Here is a 20,575-nt window from a genome sequence, read left to right on the forward strand (position 1 = left end):
AAGGGCGTCTCGAAGCATAAGGCGGCATACGCCTAAGCCAGCTTCTTCGCCTGGCCTCCCAGATAGGGGTGCAGGTAGCGGCCGGTGTGGCTGCGCGGGTTGGCCGCCACTTCTTCCGGCGTGCCTGTGGCGACGATCTCGCCGCCGCCGGTGCCGCCTTCGGGGCCGAGGTCGATGAGCCAGTCGGCGGTCTTGATGACCTCCAGATTATGCTCGATCACCAGGATCGTGTTGCCCTGGTCGACCAGCGCCTGCAGCACTTCCAGCAGTTTCTTCACATCCTCGAAATGCAGGCCGGTGGTCGGCTCGTCGAGGATATAGAGGGTGCGGCCGGTGGCCCGGCGCGACAGTTCCTTGGCCAGCTTCACGCGCTGCGCCTCGCCGCCCGACAGGGTGGTGGCCTGCTGGCCGACATGAACGTAGCCGAGGCCGACCCGCTCCAGCGTCTCCATCTTGTCGCGGATCGAGGGGACGGCCTGGAAGAACGCCGCCGCATCCTCCACCGTCATGTCCAGCACGTCGGCGATGGACTTGCCCTTGAAGTGGATCTCCAGCGTCTCGCGATTATAGCGCTTGCCCTTGCAGACATCGCACTGGACATAGACGTCCGGCAGGAAGTGCATCTCGATCTTGATGACGCCATCGCCCTGGCACGCCTCGCAGCGCCCGCCCTTCACATTGAAGGAGAAGCGGCCCGGCGCATAGCCGCGCGCCTTCGCCTCCGGCAGCCCGGCGAACCAGTCGCGGATCGGCGTGAAGGCCCCGGTATAGGTGGCGGGGTTGGAGCGCGGGGTGCGGCCGATCGGCGACTGGTCGATATCGATGACCTTGTCGATCAACTCGATGCCGTCGATCTTCTCATGCGCCGCCGGATGCTCGCGCGCATTGTGAAGCCGGCGCGCCAAGGCCTTGTAAAGTGTATCGATAATCAGCGTCGACTTGCCGCCGCCAGAGACGCCGGTGACGCAGGTGAAGGTGCCGAGCGGGATATCCACCGACACGTTCTTCAGATTATTGCCGGTGGCGCCGGCCAGCCGCAGGAACTGGCCCTTCTTGCCCTTGCGGCGCTTCGCCGGCACCGGCACCTGGCGGATGCCGGTGAGATATTGGCCGGTGATGCTGGCCGGGGTCTGCATCACCTGATCGGGCGTGCCGGCGGCAATAACGGTGCCGCCATGCGCGCCGGCGCCCGGCCCCATATCGACCAGATAATCGGCGGCGCGGATCGAATCCTCGTCATGCTCGACCACGATCACCGTATTGCCGATATCGCGCAGCCGGCGCAGCGTGGAGAGCAGTCGGTCATTGTCGCGCTGATGCAGGCCGATGGAGGGCTCGTCCAGCACATAGAGCACGCCGGTCAGGCCGGAGCCGATCTGCGAGGCCAGACGGATGCGCTGGCTCTCTCCGCCCGACAGCGTCGCCGAGGCGCGCGACAGGGTGAGATATTCCAGCCCGACATTCATCAGGAAGCCGAGCCGCTCGTTGATCTCCTTCAGGATGCGCAGCGCGATCTCGTTCTGCTTGTCGGTCAGCTTCTCCGACAGGCCGCCGAACCAGTCATGCGCGGCGGAAACGGAGAATTCCGCCACTTCCGAGATATTCAGCCGGTCGATCTTCACCGCCAGGGCTTCCGGCTTCAGGCGCTGCCCGTTACAGGCCTCGCATGGGCTGACGCCCTGGAACTTGCCCAGCTCCTCGCGCACCCAGGCGCTATCGGTTTCCCGGTAGCGGCGGGCCAGGTTGGTGACGATGCCCTCGAACGGCTTGTTGGTGGTGTATTTGCGCAGCCCGTCATCGAAAGTCATCTCGACCGGCTCGCTGCCGGTGCCGAACAGGATGCCCTGGCGCGCGGCCTCCGGCAAATCACGGAACGGCGTGCGCATCTTCACACCGTAATGCTTCGCCAGGCTTTCCAGCGTCTGCTTGTAATATTGCGAGGTCGAGTTGGCCCAGGGCGCTATCGCCCCTTCGGCCAAGCTGAGTGCGTCGTTCGGCACCACCAGATCGGCGTCGAAATACATTTTGGTGCCCAGCCCGTCGCAGGTTGGGCAGGCGCCGAACGGATTGTTGAAGGAGAATAGCCGCGGCTCGATCTCATCGATGGTGAAACCGCTGACCGGGCAGGCGAATTTGGCCGAGAACACGGTGCGCTCGCCATCGTCGGCATTCTCGGCAATCGCGATGCCGTCGGCCAGGCCAAGCGCGGTTTCCAGCGAATCGGCCAGACGGGTGCCCAGCCCTTCGCGCACCACCAGCCGGTCGATCACCACCTCGATATCGTGCTTGCGCTTCTTGTCCAGCGCCGGCACCTCGTCGATCTCATACAAGGTGCCGTCGACCTTGGCGCGGGTAAAGCCGCGCTTCTGCAGATCCTGCAGCTCCTTGCGATACTCGCCCTTGCGGCCGCGCACGATGGGGGCCAGCAGATAGAGCCGCGTGCCCTCCGGCATCGCCATGATGCGGTCGACCATCTGGCTGACCGTCTGGCTCTCGATCGGCAGGCCGGTGGCGGGCGAGTAGGGGATGCCGACCCGCGCGAACAGCAGGCGCATATAGTCGTAGATCTCGGTCACCGTGCCCACGGTGGAGCGCGGATTCTTCGAGGTCGTCTTCTGCTCGATGGAGATCGCCGGCGACAGCCCCTCGATCAGATCGACGTCGGGCTTCGCCATCAGTTCCAGGAACTGCCGGGCATAGGCCGACAGGCTCTCGACATAGCGGCGTTGGCCCTCGGCATAGATGGTGTCGAAGGCGAGCGACGATTTGCCGGAGCCGGACAGTCCGGTGATGACGATCAGGCTGTTGCGCGGCAGATCGACATCGACATTCTTCAGATTATGCTCGCGGGCGCCGCGAACGCGGATAGTCTCAAGCATGGACGGGACCATAATGCGGAATTGAGGCCTGAACTATATGGCGGTGCACAACGCTATTGCCACTGCCGAATGCGCAGTGTATATGAGAACAAAAATAGAACAATCATTTTGTCGCGGCAGAAACTCACACTGCTATCCATCGTTTCGATACCGCACTGACAACCCGGTGGCACTACGGCAAGATTTGCATGTACAGTGCGCCGACCGCGTAGCCGGGGCCGATTGCGGCGCCCGGCCTCATCCGACAATCACGAAGTCTTGAGGAAAACCATGGCTGGGTCCGTCAACAAGGTCATCCTGATCGGCAATCTGGGGCGCGACCCCGAAATCCGGTCCATGCAGAACGGCCAGAAGGTGGCCAATCTCGCCCTGGCGACCTCGGAGACCTGGCGCGACCGCCAGAGCGGCGAGCGCAAGGAGCGCACCGAGTGGCACCGCGTGGTGATCTTCAACGAGAACCTCATCGAGGTGGCCGAGAAATATCTGCGCAAGGGCTCGAAGCTGTATATCGAGGGCTCGCTGCAAACCCGCAAATGGCAGGATCAGGGCGGGCAGGAGAAATACACCACCGAAATCGTGCTGCAACGCTTCCGTGGCGAGCTGACAATGCTCGACGGTCGCAACGAAGGCGGTGGCGGGTCCGGCGGCGGTTCGGGCGGCGGCTATGACTCCGGGCCGGACGATTATTATTCCGGCGGTTCGGGCGGCGGCGGCGGCGCAGGGGGCGGCTCCGGCAACGCCCCGCGCGGCGGTGGCGGCGCTAACGATCTGGATGATGAAATCCCGTTCTAAGCTTGACAGCGTTAGGTATTTCGAAAGTATTGCGGGCGCATTGTCACGGGTAGCTTGAAGTCGCGTTTCCTTGGTCAGGCCATGCCATCCGACCTTTTGACTGAGCAATTGGGACGCTGGGCCGTCCTCTACCCGGAACCGCTTCTTCTGACGCGGGGCAATGTCGTTTCCGCGTGCAATCCCGCCCTGCTGCTCCTGGCCGGCCATGTCGATTCGGCGATGGTGACCGGCCAGCCGCTGACCAAGTTGCTGCTTTTCGGCCAGGGGGTGGGGGTCGGCTTTTCCTGGCTGCCCGGGCGATTGCGCTGCGCCGACGGGGAAATCCCCATTGAGATCATGGTGTTGCCCTCCGGCAGCGCGGGGCCGGACGAACATGTCGTTTTTCTGCGCGACATGCGCGCGCGCCTGGCCGACCAGCAAGGGCTGGAAAAAGCCCGCGTCCAGGCCGAGCGCGACCGCAATGCCGCCCGGCAATTCCTGGCGCAGATGACGCATGAGCTGCGCACGCCGTTGAACGCCGTCATCGGCTTCAGCGAGATCATGGTGCAGCAACTGTTCGGCCCGCTGGATGCGCGCTACCGCGACTATGCCGAGGACATCATGCATAGCGGCCGGCATTTGCTGGGCATCATCAACGATATTCTCGACCTCTCCAAGATCGAGGCCGGCGAAATGACGCTGGATGAGCAGACCTTGGATCTGGAGCGGATCATCGCATCCAGCCTGCGGCTGGTGACCGAGCGGGCGGCGAGCGGCCATGTCGCCTTGACGCTGCATCCCGATAGCGTTTTCCCGCCTCTCCATGGCGACGAGATCAAGCTCAAGCAGCTGTTTCTCAACCTCTTGTCGAACGCGATCAAATTCACGCCGGCGGGCGGGGCGGTGCAAATCCGCACCCGGCTGGAGCGCAACGGCCAATTGTCGGTGATCGTGCAGGATACCGGCATCGGCATGGACCCGGCGCAGATCGCAACCGCGATGCTGCCTTTCAAGCAGCTTCATTCCGGCATCAAGCATGACGACCGGGGCACCGGGCTGGGGCTGACCATCAGCAAGGCCATTGCCACGCTGCATGGCGGATCGCTGGAACTGACCAGCAATGTGGGGCAGGGCACGACCGCGCTGGTCCGGCTGCCGGCCAATCGGCTGATCCGGGTATCCTGAAACGGCTTCAGGGCAGGCCGATCACCCCGTCGAGCAACGCTTCGTCGAATTGCGCGCCGCCCAGGCTGGCCCCGCTGAAGCGCGCGCCGCGCAGGTCGCAATACCGGAAATCCGCGCCCTCCAGCTTGGCGCGCGAGAAATCGGCCTTCGTCATCACCGCGCCGACAAAGCGGACATTGCGCAGATCGGCCCCGACCAGGCTGGCGCTGTCCAGGTTGCTGGCGATCGACCGGCCGGCGCTGCCGACATCCTGCAACGGGCCGAGATCGGCATTGGCGAGGATTGATTCATCGAGATGGGCGTGCCGCAGATTGACGCCGCGCATATCCGCGTCGCGCAGCACCGCCATGCGCATATCGGCCCGCGCCAGATCGGCCGTCACCAGGGTGGCGCCGATGAAGTTGCAGCCGCGCAGAATGGCGCTGACCATCGACACGGCGGTCAGCGGCAGGCCCGCGAATTGACGCTTCGACAGATCCATCTCGTTCAGCGACAGCCGCTGCCCCTGGGCGGTGCCAGTCTCCAGCCACTGCCGATGCTCGTCCAGCCGGGCCGCCAGGTCGATGCCATTCTGCTCCGGCAGTTTTGGCAGCAGCGCGCCGGCGAAGGCCGGCTGGCCCAGCAGCGCCGGGTCGATGATCGCGCCGGTGAAATCGGCCTCGCGCAGATCGGCGTCGTAAATCTGCACGTTAGAGAGTACGGCGCCCCGGAAACTGGCGCCCTGCGCCTTCGAACCGCAAAGATTGACGCCGGTGAGAATTGCATTGTCGAAATTGGAGGACCGCAGATCGGCGTTGCGCAGATCGGCGCCGCTTAAATTTGCATGGCTGAAATCCGCGCGCAGGATGAAGGAGCCGCCCATCTTCGCCCGCGACAGGTTGGCGCCCTGCGCGTTCATTGTCGACAGGTCGCTATGCCCTTCCATCCGGCTGACCACGGTGGGCACGCGGTCGGCGCTGTAGCGGGTCAGAACCGCCTCGCGGATATCGGCATCCACCAGGGTGGCGCCGACCAGGCTGGCGCCCCGAAAGCAGGCGCCGCGCAAATCGCTCCGCGTCAGATCCGCGCCGTCCAGGGAGGCGGTGCGCAGGTCCGCGGCGAAAAAGTTCGTAAAATTAAGTTGCGCGCGCAGGAACAGGCAATGCGCCAGTAGCGCGCCGGTGAAATCGGCCTCGCGCAGGTCGCGGCCGCTGAAATCCGCCTTTTCCAGCCGATGATGCGCCAGCAAGGCCCGGCGACCGCCTGGGCGGCGGCTCATCAGCCTTTCATGCAGAATGATGACCCGGGCAAGGTTGATCGGCGACAGAGTCGTGTAATCGGGTTCTTGATGATTGGCGGCCGACATTTTGTCGGACATTGCCTTCCCCCTCCGGCCCTGCTTCAAACAGTGATCTTTGCATTTTCAGCGCATCAAGGTAAGGCACCAACCCCTCGATGAAAAGTGGTGAATATTTCGCCTTCAGAATAATATGTTACCGCGTTCCACCCGTGCTTTTCATCTGGGCGGCCAGGCCGCCCGGCAACATTGTTCGCACCCGCGAAACATGCTAGAACGCTTTCCTATCCAACAAGATGTTGGGGCCGTCCGACTTTTCCTCCCATAGGGAGGGCGCAACGGGATCGGGCGGCACCCAGACCGCAAACGAAAGCCACCACCGCCTTGTCCACGACGACGCCTCCTGGAACGCCGCCCGGATTCGATATCAAGCCGGTCGCCATCGAAGACGAGATGAAGCGCTCCTACCTCGATTACGCGATGAGCGTGATCGTGGCCCGTGCGCTGCCCGACGTGCGTGACGGTTTGAAGCCGGTTCACCGGCGCATCCTGTATGCGATGAAGGATGGCGGCTACGATTGGTCGAAGCCCTATCGCAAGTCGGCCCGCATCGTCGGCGACGTGATGGGTAAGTATCACCCGCATGGCGACAGCGCGATCTACGACGCCATGGTGCGCATGGCGCAGGATTTCTCCATGCGCCTGCCGCTGATCGACGGCCAGGGCAATTTCGGCTCGATGGACGGCGATCCGCCGGCGGCGATGCGCTACACCGAGGCGCGGCTGGCCAAGGCGGCCGAGGCGCTGCTGCGCGACATCGACAAGGAAACCGTCCAGTTCGTTGCGAACTATGACGAATCCATCATGGAGCCGGCGGTCCTGCCGGCCGAATATCCGAATTTGCTGGTCAATGGCGCCGGCGGCATCGCCGTCGGCATGGCCACCAACATTCCGCCGCATAATCTGGGCGAGGTGATCGACGCCTGCTGCGCCTATGTCGACAATCCGGGCATCACCGTCGAAGCGCTGATGGAGCATGTGCCGGGGCCGGATTTCCCGACCGGCGGCATCATCGTTGGCAAGCGCGGCACCTATGAGGCGCATACCACGGGCCGCGGCTCGGTCATCATGCGCGGCCGGGTCCGGGTCGAGGAAGTCCGCAAGGATCGCGAGGCCCTGATCATCAGCGAGATTCCCTACCAGGTGAACAAGTCGCGCCTGATCGAGCGCATCGCCGAGGTGGTGAACCAGAAGATCGTCGAGGGCATTTCCGACATTCGCGACGAGAGCGACCGCGACGGCGTGCGCGTCGTCGTGGAGATCAAGCGCGACGCCCAGGCCGATGTGGTGCTGAACCAGCTCTACCGCTTCACGCCGTTGCAGACCTCCTTCGGCGTCAACGCGCTGGCGCTGAATGGCGGCCGCCCGGAAATGATGAATCTGCGCGACTTCCTGGTCGCCTTCATCAAGTTCCGCGAAGAAGTCATCACCAGGCGCACCGTATTCGAGCTGGGCAAGGCGCGCGACCGCGCCCATACCCTGGTCGGCCTGCTGGTCGCCTTGCAGAATCTCGACCCGATGATCGATCTGATCCGCGCCTCCCGCGACGCCGTGCAGGCGCGCGAGGCGCTGATGGGCCGGGAGTGGGAGGCCAGCGACGCCGAACCCTATATCCGGCTGATCGACGAGCCGGGCCGCAGCGTGGTCGACGGCAAGTACCGGCTGTCGGAAGCCCAGGCCAAGGCGATCCTGGAGCTGCGCCTGCAGCGCCTGACCGGCATGGAGCGCGAGAAGCTGGTCGAGGAGACCAACGAGATCGCCGCCAAGATCGAGGAATATCTGGCGATCCTTGGATCCCGCGAGAAGCTGATGAGCGTGATGCGCGAGGAATTCGTGCGCATCAAGGAGCAGTTCGCGACCCCGCGCCGCACCACGCTGGAAGAGGGTGAGCTGGACCAGGACATCGAAGACCTGATCCAGCGCGAGGACATGGTCGTGACGGTCAGCCGCCTCGGCTACATCAAGCGTGTGCCGCTGTCGACTTACCGGGCGCAGCGCCGCGGCGGCAAGGGCCGCTCCGGCATGACCACGCGCGACGAGGATTTCGTCTCCCGCGTGTTCGTCGCCAATACCCACACGCCGATGCTGTTCTTCACCTCGCGCGGCATGGTCTACCAGCTCAAGGTCTGGCAATTGCCGCTGGCGACCCCGCAGGGGCGCGGCAAGCCGATCGTGAACCTGCTGCCGGTGCTGCCGGGCGAGGGCATCTCGACCATCATGCCGCTGCCGGCCGACGAGGAAAGCTGGGGCGATTTGCACGCCATGTTCGCCACTTCCGGCGGCACGGTGCGCCGCAACGCGCTGAGCGACTTCACCAACATCAAGTCGAACGGCAAGATCGCCATGAAGCTGGGCGAGGGCGAGCATCTTGTCGGCGTGATGACCTGCAACGAGCGCCAGGATGTGCTGCTATCCACCCATAACGGCCAGTGCATCCGCTTCCAGGTGACCGATGTGCGCGAGTTCAAGGGCCGCGATTCGATGGGCGTGCGCGGCATCCGCCTGCTGGGCGACGACCGGGTGATCTCGCTGTCGATCCTGAACCATGTCGATGCCAGCATGGAGGAGCGCACCGCCTATCTGCGTCGCGCGGGCGCGCTGCGCCGGCAGAATGGCGAGGATGGGTTGGAGGAGACGCCGGATTCGGTCGAGGTCGAGGAGATGGAGGAGGCGCTGTCCGAGAGCCTGCCCGCGACCCTGACCGAGCAGCGCTTCGCCGAACTGGCGGCGCTGGAGGAATTCATCCTCACCGTCAGCGAGAAGGGTTACGGCAAGCGCAGCTCCGCCTACGAATACCGGGTCACCGGCCGGGGCGGGCAGGGCATCGCCAATATGGAGGTGAATGCCCGCAACGGCCGCATCGCCGCCTCCTTCCCGGTGGCGCATACCGACCAGATCATGCTGGTCACCGATTCCGGGCAGCTCATCCGCTCGCCGGTGCACGATATCCGCATCGCCGGCCGGCGCACCCAGGGCGTCATCCTGTTCCGCGTAGCCGAGGACGAGAATGTCGTCTCCGTCGCCTGGCTGGCGGAGGAGAGCGGCGCCGAGGACGAGGCGATCGAGGGCGTCATCGAGGGCGAGGGGACTGTCGGGGACGACGGGACTCCTGGGGAGGAATCCGAAGGGGGAAGCGATGAATAAGCATCTGATCGGGGTCTACCCCGGCACGTTCGATCCGATCACCAACGGCCATCTCGACATCATCAAGCGGGCGTCAAAGCTGGTCGACCGGCTGATCATCGCGGTGGCGCAGAATGCCGGCAAGGGGCCGCTGTTCAGTATCGGCGAGCGGCTGGAGCTGGTGCGCGGCGAGATCGCGGCGCTGAACCGGGATGGCGGCTACGGCCATATCGAGGCGCGTTCCTTCTCCAATCTGCTGATGCATTTCTGCCAGACCTCCAACGCCACGCTGATCGTGCGCGGCCTGCGCGCCGTCTCCGATTTCGAGTATGAGTTCCAGATGGCCGGCATGAATGCCCGCCTGGACCCGAATGTGGAGACAGTGTTCCTGATGGCCTCGGAGCGACACCAGTTCATCTCCTCGCGCTTCGTGAAGGAGATCGGCGCGCTGGGCGGCGACATCACCCAGTTCGTGCCCCCGGCCATCGCCGAGCGCGTGCTGCGCAGCTTCGCCAATAAAGCCGCGCCCGAGGTCGACACCAAGGCTTAAAGGATTGACCCGGCGGCGAAGCTTCCCTAGTTTCCCTCCCGCCGACACAGGCAGCCCCGTAGGGGCGCAGGCGAGTCCTTAGCTCAGCCGGTAGAGCAACTGACTTTTAATCAGTAGGTCGTGGGTTCGAGTCCCACAGGACTCACCATTTCCTTTAAATGGCTTAGTGAGTATTGGTGAGGTTTGGCTTCGCCATTCCGACAGCCGCGCCCATTGCGTGCCATCGCGCGCCGTCTGGCAAATCTCGAATCGACCCTTATGGGCTTCGGCGCCGGCAATGACCGAGTCGCCATCAGCCTGCGATCATCGCCCTCATGGCGTGACCGATGACCTGTAGTTTCAGAGTCTAGGTCAGAAGAAAGGAGGGTGGTGCGGCTTTTGTCCAGCAAAGAAGGGATGCTTTATAAGGGGTTGCGCAACAAAGAGCCGTTCTGTACTGGACAAATAATGGCGCGCTAAGTGCCTTTGAGGGGATTATTGAGGGGGATTGCAGATGTCGATTTTAGATGACCTGAAGGCACAGAATCCGGGGTTGTTTCAGGGGCCGCTCGGCGGCTATATCGCACATGGGGTGTTCGCGGAATCGGTCAATTACCCACAGGTGACGCATGATGAGATCGTTGCCGAGGTCGCCACCACGACCGGCATTCAGGTTGTCGTCGGCAGCGCCGGAGACGACAACGTCTATGTCGGGGATGGGGCGGGCGATGTCATTGCGTTCGCGGGCGGCGGCGTCAACGACCTGTATCTGACGGATCTGAATTGGGCCGATGGCTGGATGATGGGCTCATGGTCCACCACCCGCACCTACAATAGCTTGGGGCACGGCACGTCGGACTTCAGCGGGTATATTTTCTATAATCCGGAAACCGACCAGACCATTGCCGCCAGCAATAATTTCAGCGGCTACCATTTCGGCGACGGTTCTTCCTTCCAACTGGGCCCAAGCACTTATCAGGTCGATCAGTTGAAAGCGGCCGATCAGTGGCTCGGGGTGATGGATATACCGGACCTGATCGCGGAAGGCTTCTTGCCGGATAACACCTTCGATACCGAGCTGTTGAACCTGCTGAGCTTCTTCAATTCCTCCCCGCAACTTTCTCTTGGCGAGGATAGCCCGCAAGGCGTGACGGTGACGCTCAGTACCCCAGGCGGCTATATCGGCACCGATGGCGCGGACGAGATCACAGCCACCTACGGTCAGCACGATATCCAGACGGGCTATGGCAACGATTATATCTCTCTTCTCGGCACCAGCGTCGGCAGTACGGTGAGCGGCGGCAATCAGGGTGACACCATCCTTGGCGGCGCTGGCGATGACGTTCTGCGGGGCGGCAAGGGGCTGGACAGCATTGTCGGCGGGGCCGGCAATGACACGATCTATTCCGGCCTTGGCCGGGACACGCTGACCGGCGGGGACGGCGCGGACGTCTTCGTGTTGCGTGGTTATGACCCCAACTTCCCGAATGCCGTGCTCGCTCCGACCGTGACGGACTTCCAGGACGGCGTGGATAAGATTGCGGTGCAGGGCGTGAGCCAGGCGGAGGTCGTGGCGGCGCTGTCCTCCCAGGCCGGTGGAAGCGGTCAGGTAACGCTGACGCTGGGTGGTGCCAATATCATCGTCCAGGGCGTCTCCAGTCTTGATGCCGGAGACTTTGTGTACGGCTATTGACGAGTCCGGCTTTCCCGGCGGAGCGCCGGGCCCGAACACACCTCAGCCCTCTCCGGGGTCGCCTGGAGAAGGCCTTTCCTTTGCGCGGAAGATCAGCCCAGGCGGTTCCACGCCAAGCAGAGGCGCCTGGAGGCGAAGCGGGCCAGGGAAGGCTGATCGCTCTTGCTTGCAGTCGGCCAACGCGGTCCATCGCAGCCGCCAATCATGCTTACCCTTCGCCGATTGCCTGGTTTAGCATCGCGTACTCCGCCATTTCGCTATAGGGAGCAGCCGATATCCGGGCCCAAGGCTGGCCGGCGAAGCGGAGGATCGGAATTTCGATCCGGTGTTCGCTCCATAGCCGGTCCATGACCATCTGCGCCGTTAGCGAGGGGTCGGCGTAGCGGTCGGGCAGGCGGATGCTGGCCATGCTGCCGCGCATGTCCGGCGGACCGCCGACCTCGGTGCCCCAGGCCGCCGCCAGCATGGCCGCGGCCTCGTGGGCGAGGCGGTGGGTATAGGCGGTAACCGCTTCCAGCCCACCGAGCTCGTCGAGAAAATCCAGCGCGGCGGTGACGGCGAGCCAGGCGGAGGGGTCGCGCGTGCCGGTCCAGGCGAATTCCGCGCCGAAGCCCTTTTCGTAATAATGCGAGATGGTCAGCGAATGGATGCCGGCCTGCCGCGCCGGGTCGACCCACAGGAAGGCGCAGCCCTTCGGCGCGCACAGCCATTTATGGCAATTGCCGGTGTAGTAATCCGCGCCGATGGCCGGCAAATCGAGCGGCAGCATGCCCGGCGCATGCGCGCCATCGACCAGCACCGCCGCGCCGGCGGCCTTCGCGGCGTCGATCAGCGGGGCCAGCGGCATGATCGTCGCGGTCGGCGAGGTGATGTGATCCAGGATGACCAGCCTGGTGCGCGCGCCGAGCCTGGCGCTGATCGCCTCCAGGATCGGCTGCGGCCCGGAGAGCGGGAAGGGGATGTCCGCCTCCACCGGCACCGCCCCGGTGCGGGCGGCGACATGGCGCACGGTCTGGCGCACCGCATTGTAGGTGTGGCTGTTGATCAGGATTTCGTCGCCAGGCCGGAAATCGAGGCTGCGCAGCACGGCGTTCACGCCGCTGGTCGCATTGTCGACGAAGGCGAGATCGGACGGAGAGGCCGCCAGGAACGCCGCCAGCCGCGCCTTGGCCTGTTCCAGCGCCTCGGGCAGGACGCGCTTCATGAAATTGACCGGATTGGCCTCCAGCCGGTCGCGCCAGTGCTGCTGCGCCACCAGCACGGCGCGCGGGGCCGCGCCATAGGAGCCGTGATTGAGGAACACGACATCCTCGTCGAGCGGCCAGAGCGGCCGGATCGCGCGGCCGAAGCTTGTGGTTTCCAAGGCTAAGCTCCTATTGTGACAGGGCGGTACTTTACACCGATAGTGACATGGGAACGGGCGGATGTTCGACGGCTTCACCCAACGGCGCATCGAAACCAGCGGCGCCACGATCAGCCTGCGCAGCGGGGGCAGCGGCCCCGGGCTGCTGCTGCTGCACGGCTACCCGCAGATGCATGTCATGTGGCACAAGATCGCCCCGGCGCTGGCCGAGCATTTTACCGTGGTCGCGGCCGATCTGCGCGGCTATGGCGATTCCTCCAAGCCGCCGACGGACGACCGGCATGCGCCCTATTCCAAGCGGGCGATGGCGCAGGACATGGCGGAGGTGATGGCGGCGCTGGGCATCGAGCGCTTCATGGTCGCCGGGCATGATCGCGGGGCGCGGGTGGCGCACCGGCTGGCGCAGGATCACCGCGACCGGGTGACCCGGCTGGCGGTGCTGGATATCGCCCCCACGCACGAGATGTACAGCACGACCGACAAGGAATTCGCCAGCGCCTATTATCACTGGTTCTTTCTGATTCAGAAATACGACCTGCCGGAACGGATGATCGGGGCCGACCCGAAATATTACCTCGACCACAAGCTGGGCCATTGGGGCAAGGATAGCGCGGCGTTCCCCGACGCCGTCTATGCCGAATATCTGCGCTGCTTCAGCAACCCGGAGACGATCCACGCCTCCTGCGAGGATTATCGCGCCGCCGCCGGCATCGATCTGGAGATCGACGAGGCCGACATGGCCGAGAAGCTGGAATGCCCGGTGCTGGCGCTGTGGGGCGCGAAAGGTTTCGTCGGCCGCAAATACGATGTGCTGGAAAGCTGGCGCAAGCGCGCCCGCCATGTCGAAGGCGGGCCGATCCCCAGCGGCCACTTCCTGGCCGAGGAAGCGCCTGCCGAAACCCTGGCGGCCCTGCTGGAGTTCTTTCGCCGATGAGCGATCCCGCAAGCCAACCGCCGCAGAAAGCCAGGCCGCGCCGCCGCATCGGCCTGGCCAACCGTCTGCGCGCCTATTTCTTCGCCGGCGTGCTGGTCACCGCGCCGATCAGCCTGACAATCTATATCGCCTGGCTGCTGATCGACCTGATCGACAGCCGGATAACGCCGCTGATCCCGCTGAAATACCACCCGGAAACCTATCTGCCCTTCTCGATCCCTGGCATCGGCGTGCTGGTGCTCGTCATTCTGATGACGCTGATCGGCGCGCTGACGGCGGGTTTCCTGGGGCGGCTGGTGATCCGCGCCGGCGAGGCGATCGTGAACCGCCTGCCGGTGGTGCGCAGCCTGTATGGCGCGCTGAAGCAGATCATGGAAACCGTGCTGGCGCAGAAATCCAACGCCTTCCGCCAGGTCGTGCTGTTCGAATATCCGCGCCCGAACTGCTGGGCGCTGGGCTTCGTCAGCGGCGCCACCACCGGCGAGGTGCAGGAAAAGGTCAATGCGGCCGAGGTGATCAACGTCTTCGTTCCGACCACGCCGAACCCGACCTCCGGCTTTTTGCTGTTCATCCCGAAAAGCGATCTGGTCTATCTCGATATGAGCATCGAGGAGGGCATCAAGATGGTCGTCTCCGGCGGCATCATCGCACCGCCCTGGCCGAAGAAGCCGAACGGGGAGCCCGCCTTGCTGCCCGTCGCCGTGGCGGCGGATCAGCCGGAGCGCAAATAGCGCACTGCGGCGTCGCGCTCGAACAGATAGAGCAGGATGCGCAGCGCCTTGCCGCGCTCGCCCTGCAATTCCGGATCTCGGTCCAGCACCAGCCGGGCATCGTCGCGCACCGCTTCCAGCAGTTCGCCATGCACGCTCATATCGGCCACCCGGAAGGTCGGCAGGCCGCTCTGCCTGGTGCCCAGCACCTCGCCGGCGCCGCGCAGGCGCAGATCCTCCTCGGCGATGACGAAGCCGTCCTCGGTCTCGCGCATGATGCGCAGGCGCGATTCGGCAGTCTCGCTGAGCGGCTTCTGATACAGCAGGATGCAGGTCGACGGCTTGTCGCCGCGTCCGATGCGGCCGCGCAGCTGGTGCAGCTGCGCCAGGCCGAAGCGCTCGGCATGCTCGATAACGATCACGGTCGCCGCCGGCACGTCGACGCCGACCTCGATAACGGTGGTGGAGACCAGCAGATCGACCGGGCCCTGGGAGAAAGCCGCCATCACGCGGTCCTTGTCCGCGCCCTTCATCCGGCCATGCACCAGCCCGACGCGCGCGCCGAAAAGCTGCGACAGATGCGCGTGCCGCTCCTCGGCGGCGGCGACGTCGATCACCTCTGATTCCTCAACCAGCGGGCAGACCCAATAGACCTTGGCGCCGCTGTTCATCGCCCGCGTGACGCCGGCCACCACCTCCTCCATCGCCTCGGTCGGCTTGGCGATGGTGGTGATCGGCTTGCGGCCGGCCGGCTTTTCGGTCAGGCGTGAGACGTCGAGATCGCCATAGGCGGTCAGGGTCAGCGTGCGCGGGATCGGCGTGGCGGTCATCACCAGCACGTCGACGCCTCTTCCCTTGGCCCCGATGACGACGCGCTGATGCACGCCGAAACGGTGCTGCTCGTCCACCACTGCCAGCATCAGGTCGCTAAAGGCGACATCCTCCTGCAGCAGCGCGTGGGTGCCGACCACGATGCCGGTCCCGCCCGAGGCCAGGCCGGCCAGGATCGCCTCGCGGTTCTTGCCTTTTTCCCGCCCGGTCAGCAGCGCCACCGTGACGCCGGCGGGGGCCGCGACCCTGGCCAGGGTCGCGGCATGCTGGCGGGCCAGGATTTCCGTGGGGGCGAGCAAGGCTGCCTGGCCGCCGGCCTCGACCGCGCTCAGCATCGCCATCAGGGCCACGATGGTCTTGCCGCTGCCGACATCGCCCTGCAATAGCCGCAGCATGCGCTTGGGCGCGCCCATGTCGCCGGCGATATCGGCCAGCGCCTGGCGCTGGCCGCCGGTCAGGGCGAAGGGCAGGCTGGCCTCCACCTTGGCGCGCAGCCTGCCATCGCCCTGAATGACGCGGCCGGACTGCTTCTTCTGATGCGCGCGGATCAGCGCCAGGGCGAGCTGGTTCGCCAGCAGCTCGTCATAGGCAAGGCGCGTGCGCGCCGGCGTTTCCGGCGACAGGTCGGCCTCCGCCCGGGGGGCGTGGATCGTCTCCAGCGCCGCCTGGAAGGCCGGCCAGCCCTGGCGGGCAAGATACGGGCCGTTGCCCCATTCCGGCAGCGCCGGCACCCGGTCCAGCGCCGCGCGCACCGCCTTGCGCAGGGTCTTCAGGTTCAGCCCGGCGGTCAGCGGGTAGACCGTCTCGATGCCGGTCACCTCGGCCGCTTCCTCCGGCTTGGCGATATAGTCCGGATGCGTCATCTGCGGACGGCCCTGGAATATCTCCACCCGGCCGCTCACCAGCCGCGTCTCGCCCAGCGGCAGCAGCTTGGCCAGGTAATCGCCCTTGGTATGGAAGAACACCAGCTCCATCTCGCCCGTTGCGTCGCGCGCCAGCACGCGGTAGGGGCGGCGCGGCACCAGGGGCGGCTGATGCTCGGTAATCCGTACCATCAGGGTGGCGATGCGGCCGGGCAGCACCTCGGCCAGGGTCGGGGCGTAGGACCGGTCAATGATCCCGCTGGGCAGGTGCCACAGCAGGTCCGCCACATGCGGACCGATGGCCGAATGCACCAGCTTGCCCAGGCGCGGACCCAGGCCGGGCAGGGAGGTGACATCGGCGAACAGCGGAAAGAGGATTTGCGGACGCAACGCAGCCCTACCCAGCAGACGGAACGAAAATGCAACGCGACGGCTGACAGCGCCGCCGCTCAAGTCTATATCCTAGGCGGCATCACGGAGGACACCAATGTCGGATCACGACACACCGCAGGACGCGCGAGGCCCGGAGCCGGTTGAAACCCGCCGCCGCCGGCTGCTTTATCGCAGCTGGTATTGCGGGATCAAGGAGATGGATCTGCTGATGGGCAGTTTCGCCAAGACCCATCTGCCGACCATGACCGAAGCCCAGCTCGACAGCTACGAGGCGCTGCTGGGCATGAATAATGATCCGGTGGTCTATGAGTGGATCATCGGCCGCTCGGAGCCGCCGCCGGGTATGCATTCCGACGTTCTCGACATGCTGCGCAACTTTAAATTCGCCGATTTACGATCTTGAAATCCCTAAAGGACGCTCTGCTCGCCCCGCGCCGGACCGCGCTGTTCGGGGCGCCCGCCGGCTATGACGCCCTGCTGCTCGCCCGCTTGGCGCGGGAGGCGGGCGGGCGCGGCCTCGTGCATGTCGCGACCGACGATGCGCGCCTCGCCATGCTGGCGGAGAGCCTGAGTTTCTTCGCCCGCGATTGCGACATATTGAGCCTGCCGGCCTGGGATTGCCTGCCCTATGACCGGGTGTCGCCGAACGGCGATATCCTCGGCCGCCGGGTGGATGCGCTGACAAGGCTGTTGCAGCCGGTCGAGGCCAAGGGCGGGCGCATCCTGCTGACCACGGTCAGCTCGATCCTGCAAAAAGTGCCGGCGCGCATCGCCTTTTCGCAATCGGTGCTGTCGGTGAAGGTCGGCCAGCGCGTCGAGGTCGACGATCTGGTGGCGTTCTTCGTGCGCAATGGCTATGTCCGCGCCGATACGGTGCGCGAGGCCGGCGAATACGCCGTGCGCGGCGGCATCGTCGATGTGTTCCCCTCGGGCGCGCCGGAACCGCTGCGCATCGATCTGTTCGGCGACGAGGTGGAGGGCATCCGCAGCTTCGATCCGGTCAGCCAGCGCACCATCGGCAAGGAAAAATCGATCCTGTTCAAGCCGGTCGGCGAGGTTTTCCTGGACGAGGAATCGATTCAGCGCTTCCGCAACGGCTATCGCCAGGCGTTCGGCGCGGAAACCGGCGGCGACCCGCTATATGAGGCGATCAGCGCCGGCCGCCGGCATATGGGCATGGAACACTGGCTGCCCCTGTTCCATGACCGGCTGGAGACGCTGTTCGATTACGCGCCGCAGGCCGCCTTCACCTTCGACCATCAGGCGCAGGACGCCATCGAAGGCCGGCTCGACCTGATCAACGAATATTACGAGGCCCGACGCAGCATGCAGCGCGCCTCAGGGCAGCGCGGCACCGGGGTGGAGGAGGGGCAAGTCTACAAGCCCTTGCCGCCGGGCCACCTGTATCTCATGGGCGAGGCGCTGCCGAAGCTGCTGGCGGTGCGCGCCAGCGCCTATCTGTCGCCCTTCGCCCCGCCGGAGGCGGAGAAGGACGAAACCGGCCGTCTCATTGCCGATGCCGGCGGCCGGGTCGGCCATGATTTCGCCGAGGCGCGGGCGCGGCCGGACATCAATCTCTACGACGCCGTGCGCGACGCCATCAAGGCGGAGCAGGATAGCGGCCGCCGGGTCGCCATCGCCGCCGTCACCGCCGGCTCGCGCGACCGCCTGTCCGGCCTGCTGCGCGAGCATGGCATAGAGGGTCTAACGCCGGTCGAGAGCTGGCCGGAGCTGGAGAAGCTGGACCGCGGCGCCGTGGCGCTGACGGTGATGGGGGTGGAGCGCGGTTTCACCACCGAGGGCGTCGCGGTCATCGCCGAACAGGACATATTGGGCGAGCGGCTGTCGCGCCCGGCCAAGCGCAAGCGCAAGGCGGACGCCTTCATCGCCGAAGCCTCGACCCTGGCGGAAGGCGATCTGGTCGTGCATGTCGAGCACGGCATCGGCCGCTATGACGGGCTGATCACGCTGGAGGTCGGCGGCGCGCCGCACGATTGCCTGCGGCTGCTCTATGCCGGCGGCGACAAGCTGTTCGTGCCGGTGGAGAATATCGACACGCTGTCGCGCTACGGCTCCGAGGATGCCGGCGCGCAGCTCGACAAGCTGGGCGGCGTCGGCTGGCAGGCGCGCAAGGCGCGCGTAAAGCAGCGCATCCGCGAAATGGCGGAAAAGCTGATCCGCGTCGCCGCCGAGCGCCAGTTGAAGAAGGGCGAGCCGGTCACCCCGCCGGAGGGGCTGTTCGACGAATTCTGCGCCCGCTTCCCCTATTCGGAGACCGACGACCAGCTCCGCGCCATTGAGGAGGTGCTGGAGGATATGGCGTCGGGCCGGCCGATGGACCGGCTGGTCTGCGGCGATGTCGGCTTCGGCAAGACCGAGGTGGCGCTGCGCACCGCCTTCGTCGCCGCGATGGCCGGCATGCAGGTCGCCGTGGCGGTGCCGACGACACTGCTGGCGCGCCAGCATTTCCGCACTTTCCGCGACCGTTTCCAGGGCCTGCCGGTGACCGTGCGCCAGCTTTCCCGCATGGTGACGGCGAAAGAGGCGACGGAGACCAAGAAGGGCCTGGCCGACGGCAGCGTGGACATTGTTGTCGGCACCCATGCGCTGCTGGCCAAGAGCGTCAGCTTCAACCGGCTGGGCCTGATGATCGTCGATGAGGAGCAGCATTTCGGCGTGGCCCAGAAGGAGCGGCTGAAGGAGTTCCGCGCCAACATCCACGTGCTGACCCTGACCGCGACGCCGATTCCGCGCACCTTGCAGATGGCGCTGTCCGGCGTGCGCGAGATGAGCATCATCGCCACCCCGCCGGTCGACCGCCTGGCGGTGCGCACCTTCGTAATGCCCTATGACGGGGTGATCATCCGCGAGGCGATCATGCGCGAGCATTATCGCGGCGGGAAATGCTTCTATGTCTGCCCGCGCCTGGAGGATCTGGGCCGGGTTTCCGAGCGGCTGCGCAATCTGGTGCCGGAATGCAAGATCGCCGTCGCCCACGGCCAGATGCCGCCGACCGAGCTGGAAAACGTCATGACCCAGTTCACCGACGGGGCCTATGACATCCTGCTGTCGACCAACATCGTCGAATCCGGCCTGGATATTCCGTCGGCCAACACGCTGATCATCCACCGCGCCGACATGTTCGGCCTGGCCCAACTCTATCAGCTACGCGGTCGGGTCGGTCGTTCGAAAACAAGGGCGTACGCCTATATGACGCTGCATCCTCATAAGAAGCTGACGCCGAATGCGGTGCGTCGGCTGGAGGTAATGCAGACGCTGGACACGCTGGGCGCCGGCTTTACCCTGGCTTCCTACGATCTCGACATCCGCGGCGCCGGCAACATGCTGGGCGAGGAGCAATCCGGCCATATCAAGGAAGTCGGCGTCGAGCTGTATCAACATCTGCTGGAGGAGGCGATTGCCGAGCTGCGCAGCGGCGTCAGCGAGGATGGCCCTGCCGCCGAGGAGTGGACCCCGCAGATCGCCATCGGTATGCCGGTATTGATTCCAGAGGCTTACGTGTCGGACTTGAGCGTTCGACTGAATCTCTACCGACGCATCGCCACGCTGATCGACCGGCAGGAGATCGACAGCTTCGCGGCCGAAATGATCGACCGTTTCGGCCCGCTGCCGGAGGAAGTCGAGAATCTGCTGCAGACCGTGGCGATCAAGCGGCTGTGCCGCCAGGCCGGCATCGACAAGGTGGATGCCGGACCGAAGGGGGCCGTGGTGTCGTTCCGCAACAATAATTTCGCCAACCCGGCCGGGCTGGTGCATTTCATCTCCAAGCAGGCCGGCAGCGTTCAGCTTCGCCCCGACCACAAGCTGGTCTGCAAGCGTCCCTGGGGCCAGCCCGACAAGCGCGTCGCCGGCCTCAACCACCTGCTGGGCGAATTGGTGAAGATCGCTGCTTGAGGCAGAGGCTGCCCGATGCTTCGAGACGTCCCTTCGGGGCTCCTCAGCAT

General features: G+C 65.1%; 13 protein-coding genes and 1 tRNA gene. 10 read left to right on the plus strand and 4 right to left on the minus strand.

The genetic code is table 11. From position 1 onward, the window contains the following. Positions 1-32: 32 nt before the first annotated feature. A complete protein-coding gene (gene uvrA, locus AUP43_RS14975; RefSeq protein WP_067558829.1) occupies positions 33-2,879 on the minus strand; it encodes an excinuclease ABC subunit UvrA in 2,847 nt (948 codons plus the stop codon). A gap of 270 nt (positions 2,880-3,149) precedes the next feature. Here uvrA and ssb point away from each other — a divergent pair, with 270 nt between their 5' ends. Together ssb and AUP43_RS14985 are read left to right on the plus strand one after the other, a co-directional pair. After that, a complete protein-coding gene (ssb, locus tag AUP43_RS14980; RefSeq protein ID WP_067558832.1) occupies positions 3,150-3,671 on the plus strand; it encodes a single-stranded DNA-binding protein in 522 nt (173 codons plus the stop codon). Positions 3,672-3,779: 108 nt separating this feature from the next. After that, positions 3,780-4,835: a sensor histidine kinase gene (locus tag AUP43_RS14985; RefSeq protein WP_067558835.1), complete on the plus strand. Its 1,056-nt coding sequence runs from the start codon at positions 3,780-3,782 to the stop codon at positions 4,833-4,835. 7 nt (positions 4,836-4,842) lie between these two features. Here AUP43_RS14985 and AUP43_RS14990 read toward each other — a convergent pair whose 3' ends face one another. Then, positions 4,843-6,192, minus strand: coding sequence for a pentapeptide repeat-containing protein (locus AUP43_RS14990; RefSeq protein WP_067558837.1), 1,350 nt, complete (start codon positions 6,190-6,192; stop codon positions 4,843-4,845). 303 nt (positions 6,193-6,495) lie between these two features. On the opposite strand from AUP43_RS14990, the gene gyrA reads away from it, so the two are divergent. The 4 genes from gyrA to AUP43_RS15010 all read left to right on the plus strand — a co-directional run bounded on the left by gyrA (position 6,496) and on the right by AUP43_RS15010 (position 11,516). Continuing rightward, positions 6,496-9,315, plus strand: coding sequence for a DNA gyrase subunit A (gene gyrA, locus AUP43_RS14995; RefSeq protein WP_067558840.1), 2,820 nt, complete (start codon positions 6,496-6,498; stop codon positions 9,313-9,315). Then, positions 9,308-9,844: a pantetheine-phosphate adenylyltransferase gene (gene coaD, locus AUP43_RS15000; RefSeq protein ID WP_067558843.1), complete on the plus strand. Its 537-nt coding sequence runs from the start codon at positions 9,308-9,310 to the stop codon at positions 9,842-9,844. Before gyrA ends, coaD begins: the two co-directional genes overlap by 8 nt. 72 nt (positions 9,845-9,916) lie before the next feature. After that, positions 9,917-9,992, plus strand: a tRNA-Lys gene (locus tag AUP43_RS15005). 345 nt (positions 9,993-10,337) lie between these two features. Then, positions 10,338-11,516 (plus strand): calcium-binding protein, encoded by a 1,179-nt coding sequence (locus AUP43_RS15010; RefSeq protein ID WP_067558846.1) that lies wholly within the window; start codon positions 10,338-10,340, stop codon positions 11,514-11,516. A 208-nt stretch (positions 11,517-11,724) separates the two neighbouring features. Here the strand turns inward: AUP43_RS15010 and AUP43_RS15015 are convergent, their stop codons facing one another. Beyond that, positions 11,725-12,879 (minus strand): aminotransferase class V-fold PLP-dependent enzyme, encoded by a 1,155-nt coding sequence (locus AUP43_RS15015; RefSeq protein WP_067558848.1) that lies wholly within the window; start codon positions 12,877-12,879, stop codon positions 11,725-11,727. Positions 12,880-12,940: 61 nt separating this feature from the next. On the opposite strand from AUP43_RS15015, the gene AUP43_RS15020 reads away from it, so the two are divergent. Continuing rightward, positions 12,941-13,813, plus strand: coding sequence for an alpha/beta fold hydrolase (locus tag AUP43_RS15020; RefSeq protein ID WP_067558849.1), 873 nt, complete (start codon positions 12,941-12,943; stop codon positions 13,811-13,813). Continuing rightward, on the plus strand, positions 13,810-14,544 hold the full coding sequence (locus AUP43_RS15025) for a DUF502 domain-containing protein (protein ID WP_067558851.1): 735 nt from the start codon (positions 13,810-13,812) through the stop codon (positions 14,542-14,544). The genes AUP43_RS15020 and AUP43_RS15025 overlap by 4 nt, the downstream gene beginning before the upstream one ends. Here the strand turns inward: AUP43_RS15025 and recG are convergent. Beyond that, complete coding sequence (recG, locus tag AUP43_RS15030) at positions 14,526-16,607, minus strand: ATP-dependent DNA helicase RecG (RefSeq protein WP_067558853.1); 2,082 nt, start codon at positions 16,605-16,607, stop codon at positions 14,526-14,528. The genes AUP43_RS15025 and recG overlap by 19 nt on opposite strands. A gap of 97 nt (positions 16,608-16,704) precedes the next feature. On the opposite strand from recG, the gene AUP43_RS15035 reads away from it, so the two are divergent. Together AUP43_RS15035 and mfd are read left to right on the plus strand one after the other, a co-directional pair. Continuing rightward, entirely contained in the window at positions 16,705-17,013 is a 309-nt protein-coding gene (locus AUP43_RS15035) for an FAD assembly factor SdhE (protein WP_067558855.1), read from the plus strand. Continuing rightward, complete coding sequence (gene mfd / locus AUP43_RS15040) at positions 17,010-20,525, plus strand: transcription-repair coupling factor (RefSeq protein WP_067558857.1); 3,516 nt, start codon at positions 17,010-17,012, stop codon at positions 20,523-20,525. The genes AUP43_RS15035 and mfd overlap by 4 nt, the downstream gene beginning before the upstream one ends. Positions 20,526-20,575 lie beyond the last annotated feature (50 nt).

Source organism: Oceanibaculum pacificum, from assembly GCF_001618175.1.
Classification (GTDB): Bacteria; Pseudomonadota; Alphaproteobacteria; order Oceanibaculales; family Oceanibaculaceae; genus Oceanibaculum; species Oceanibaculum pacificum.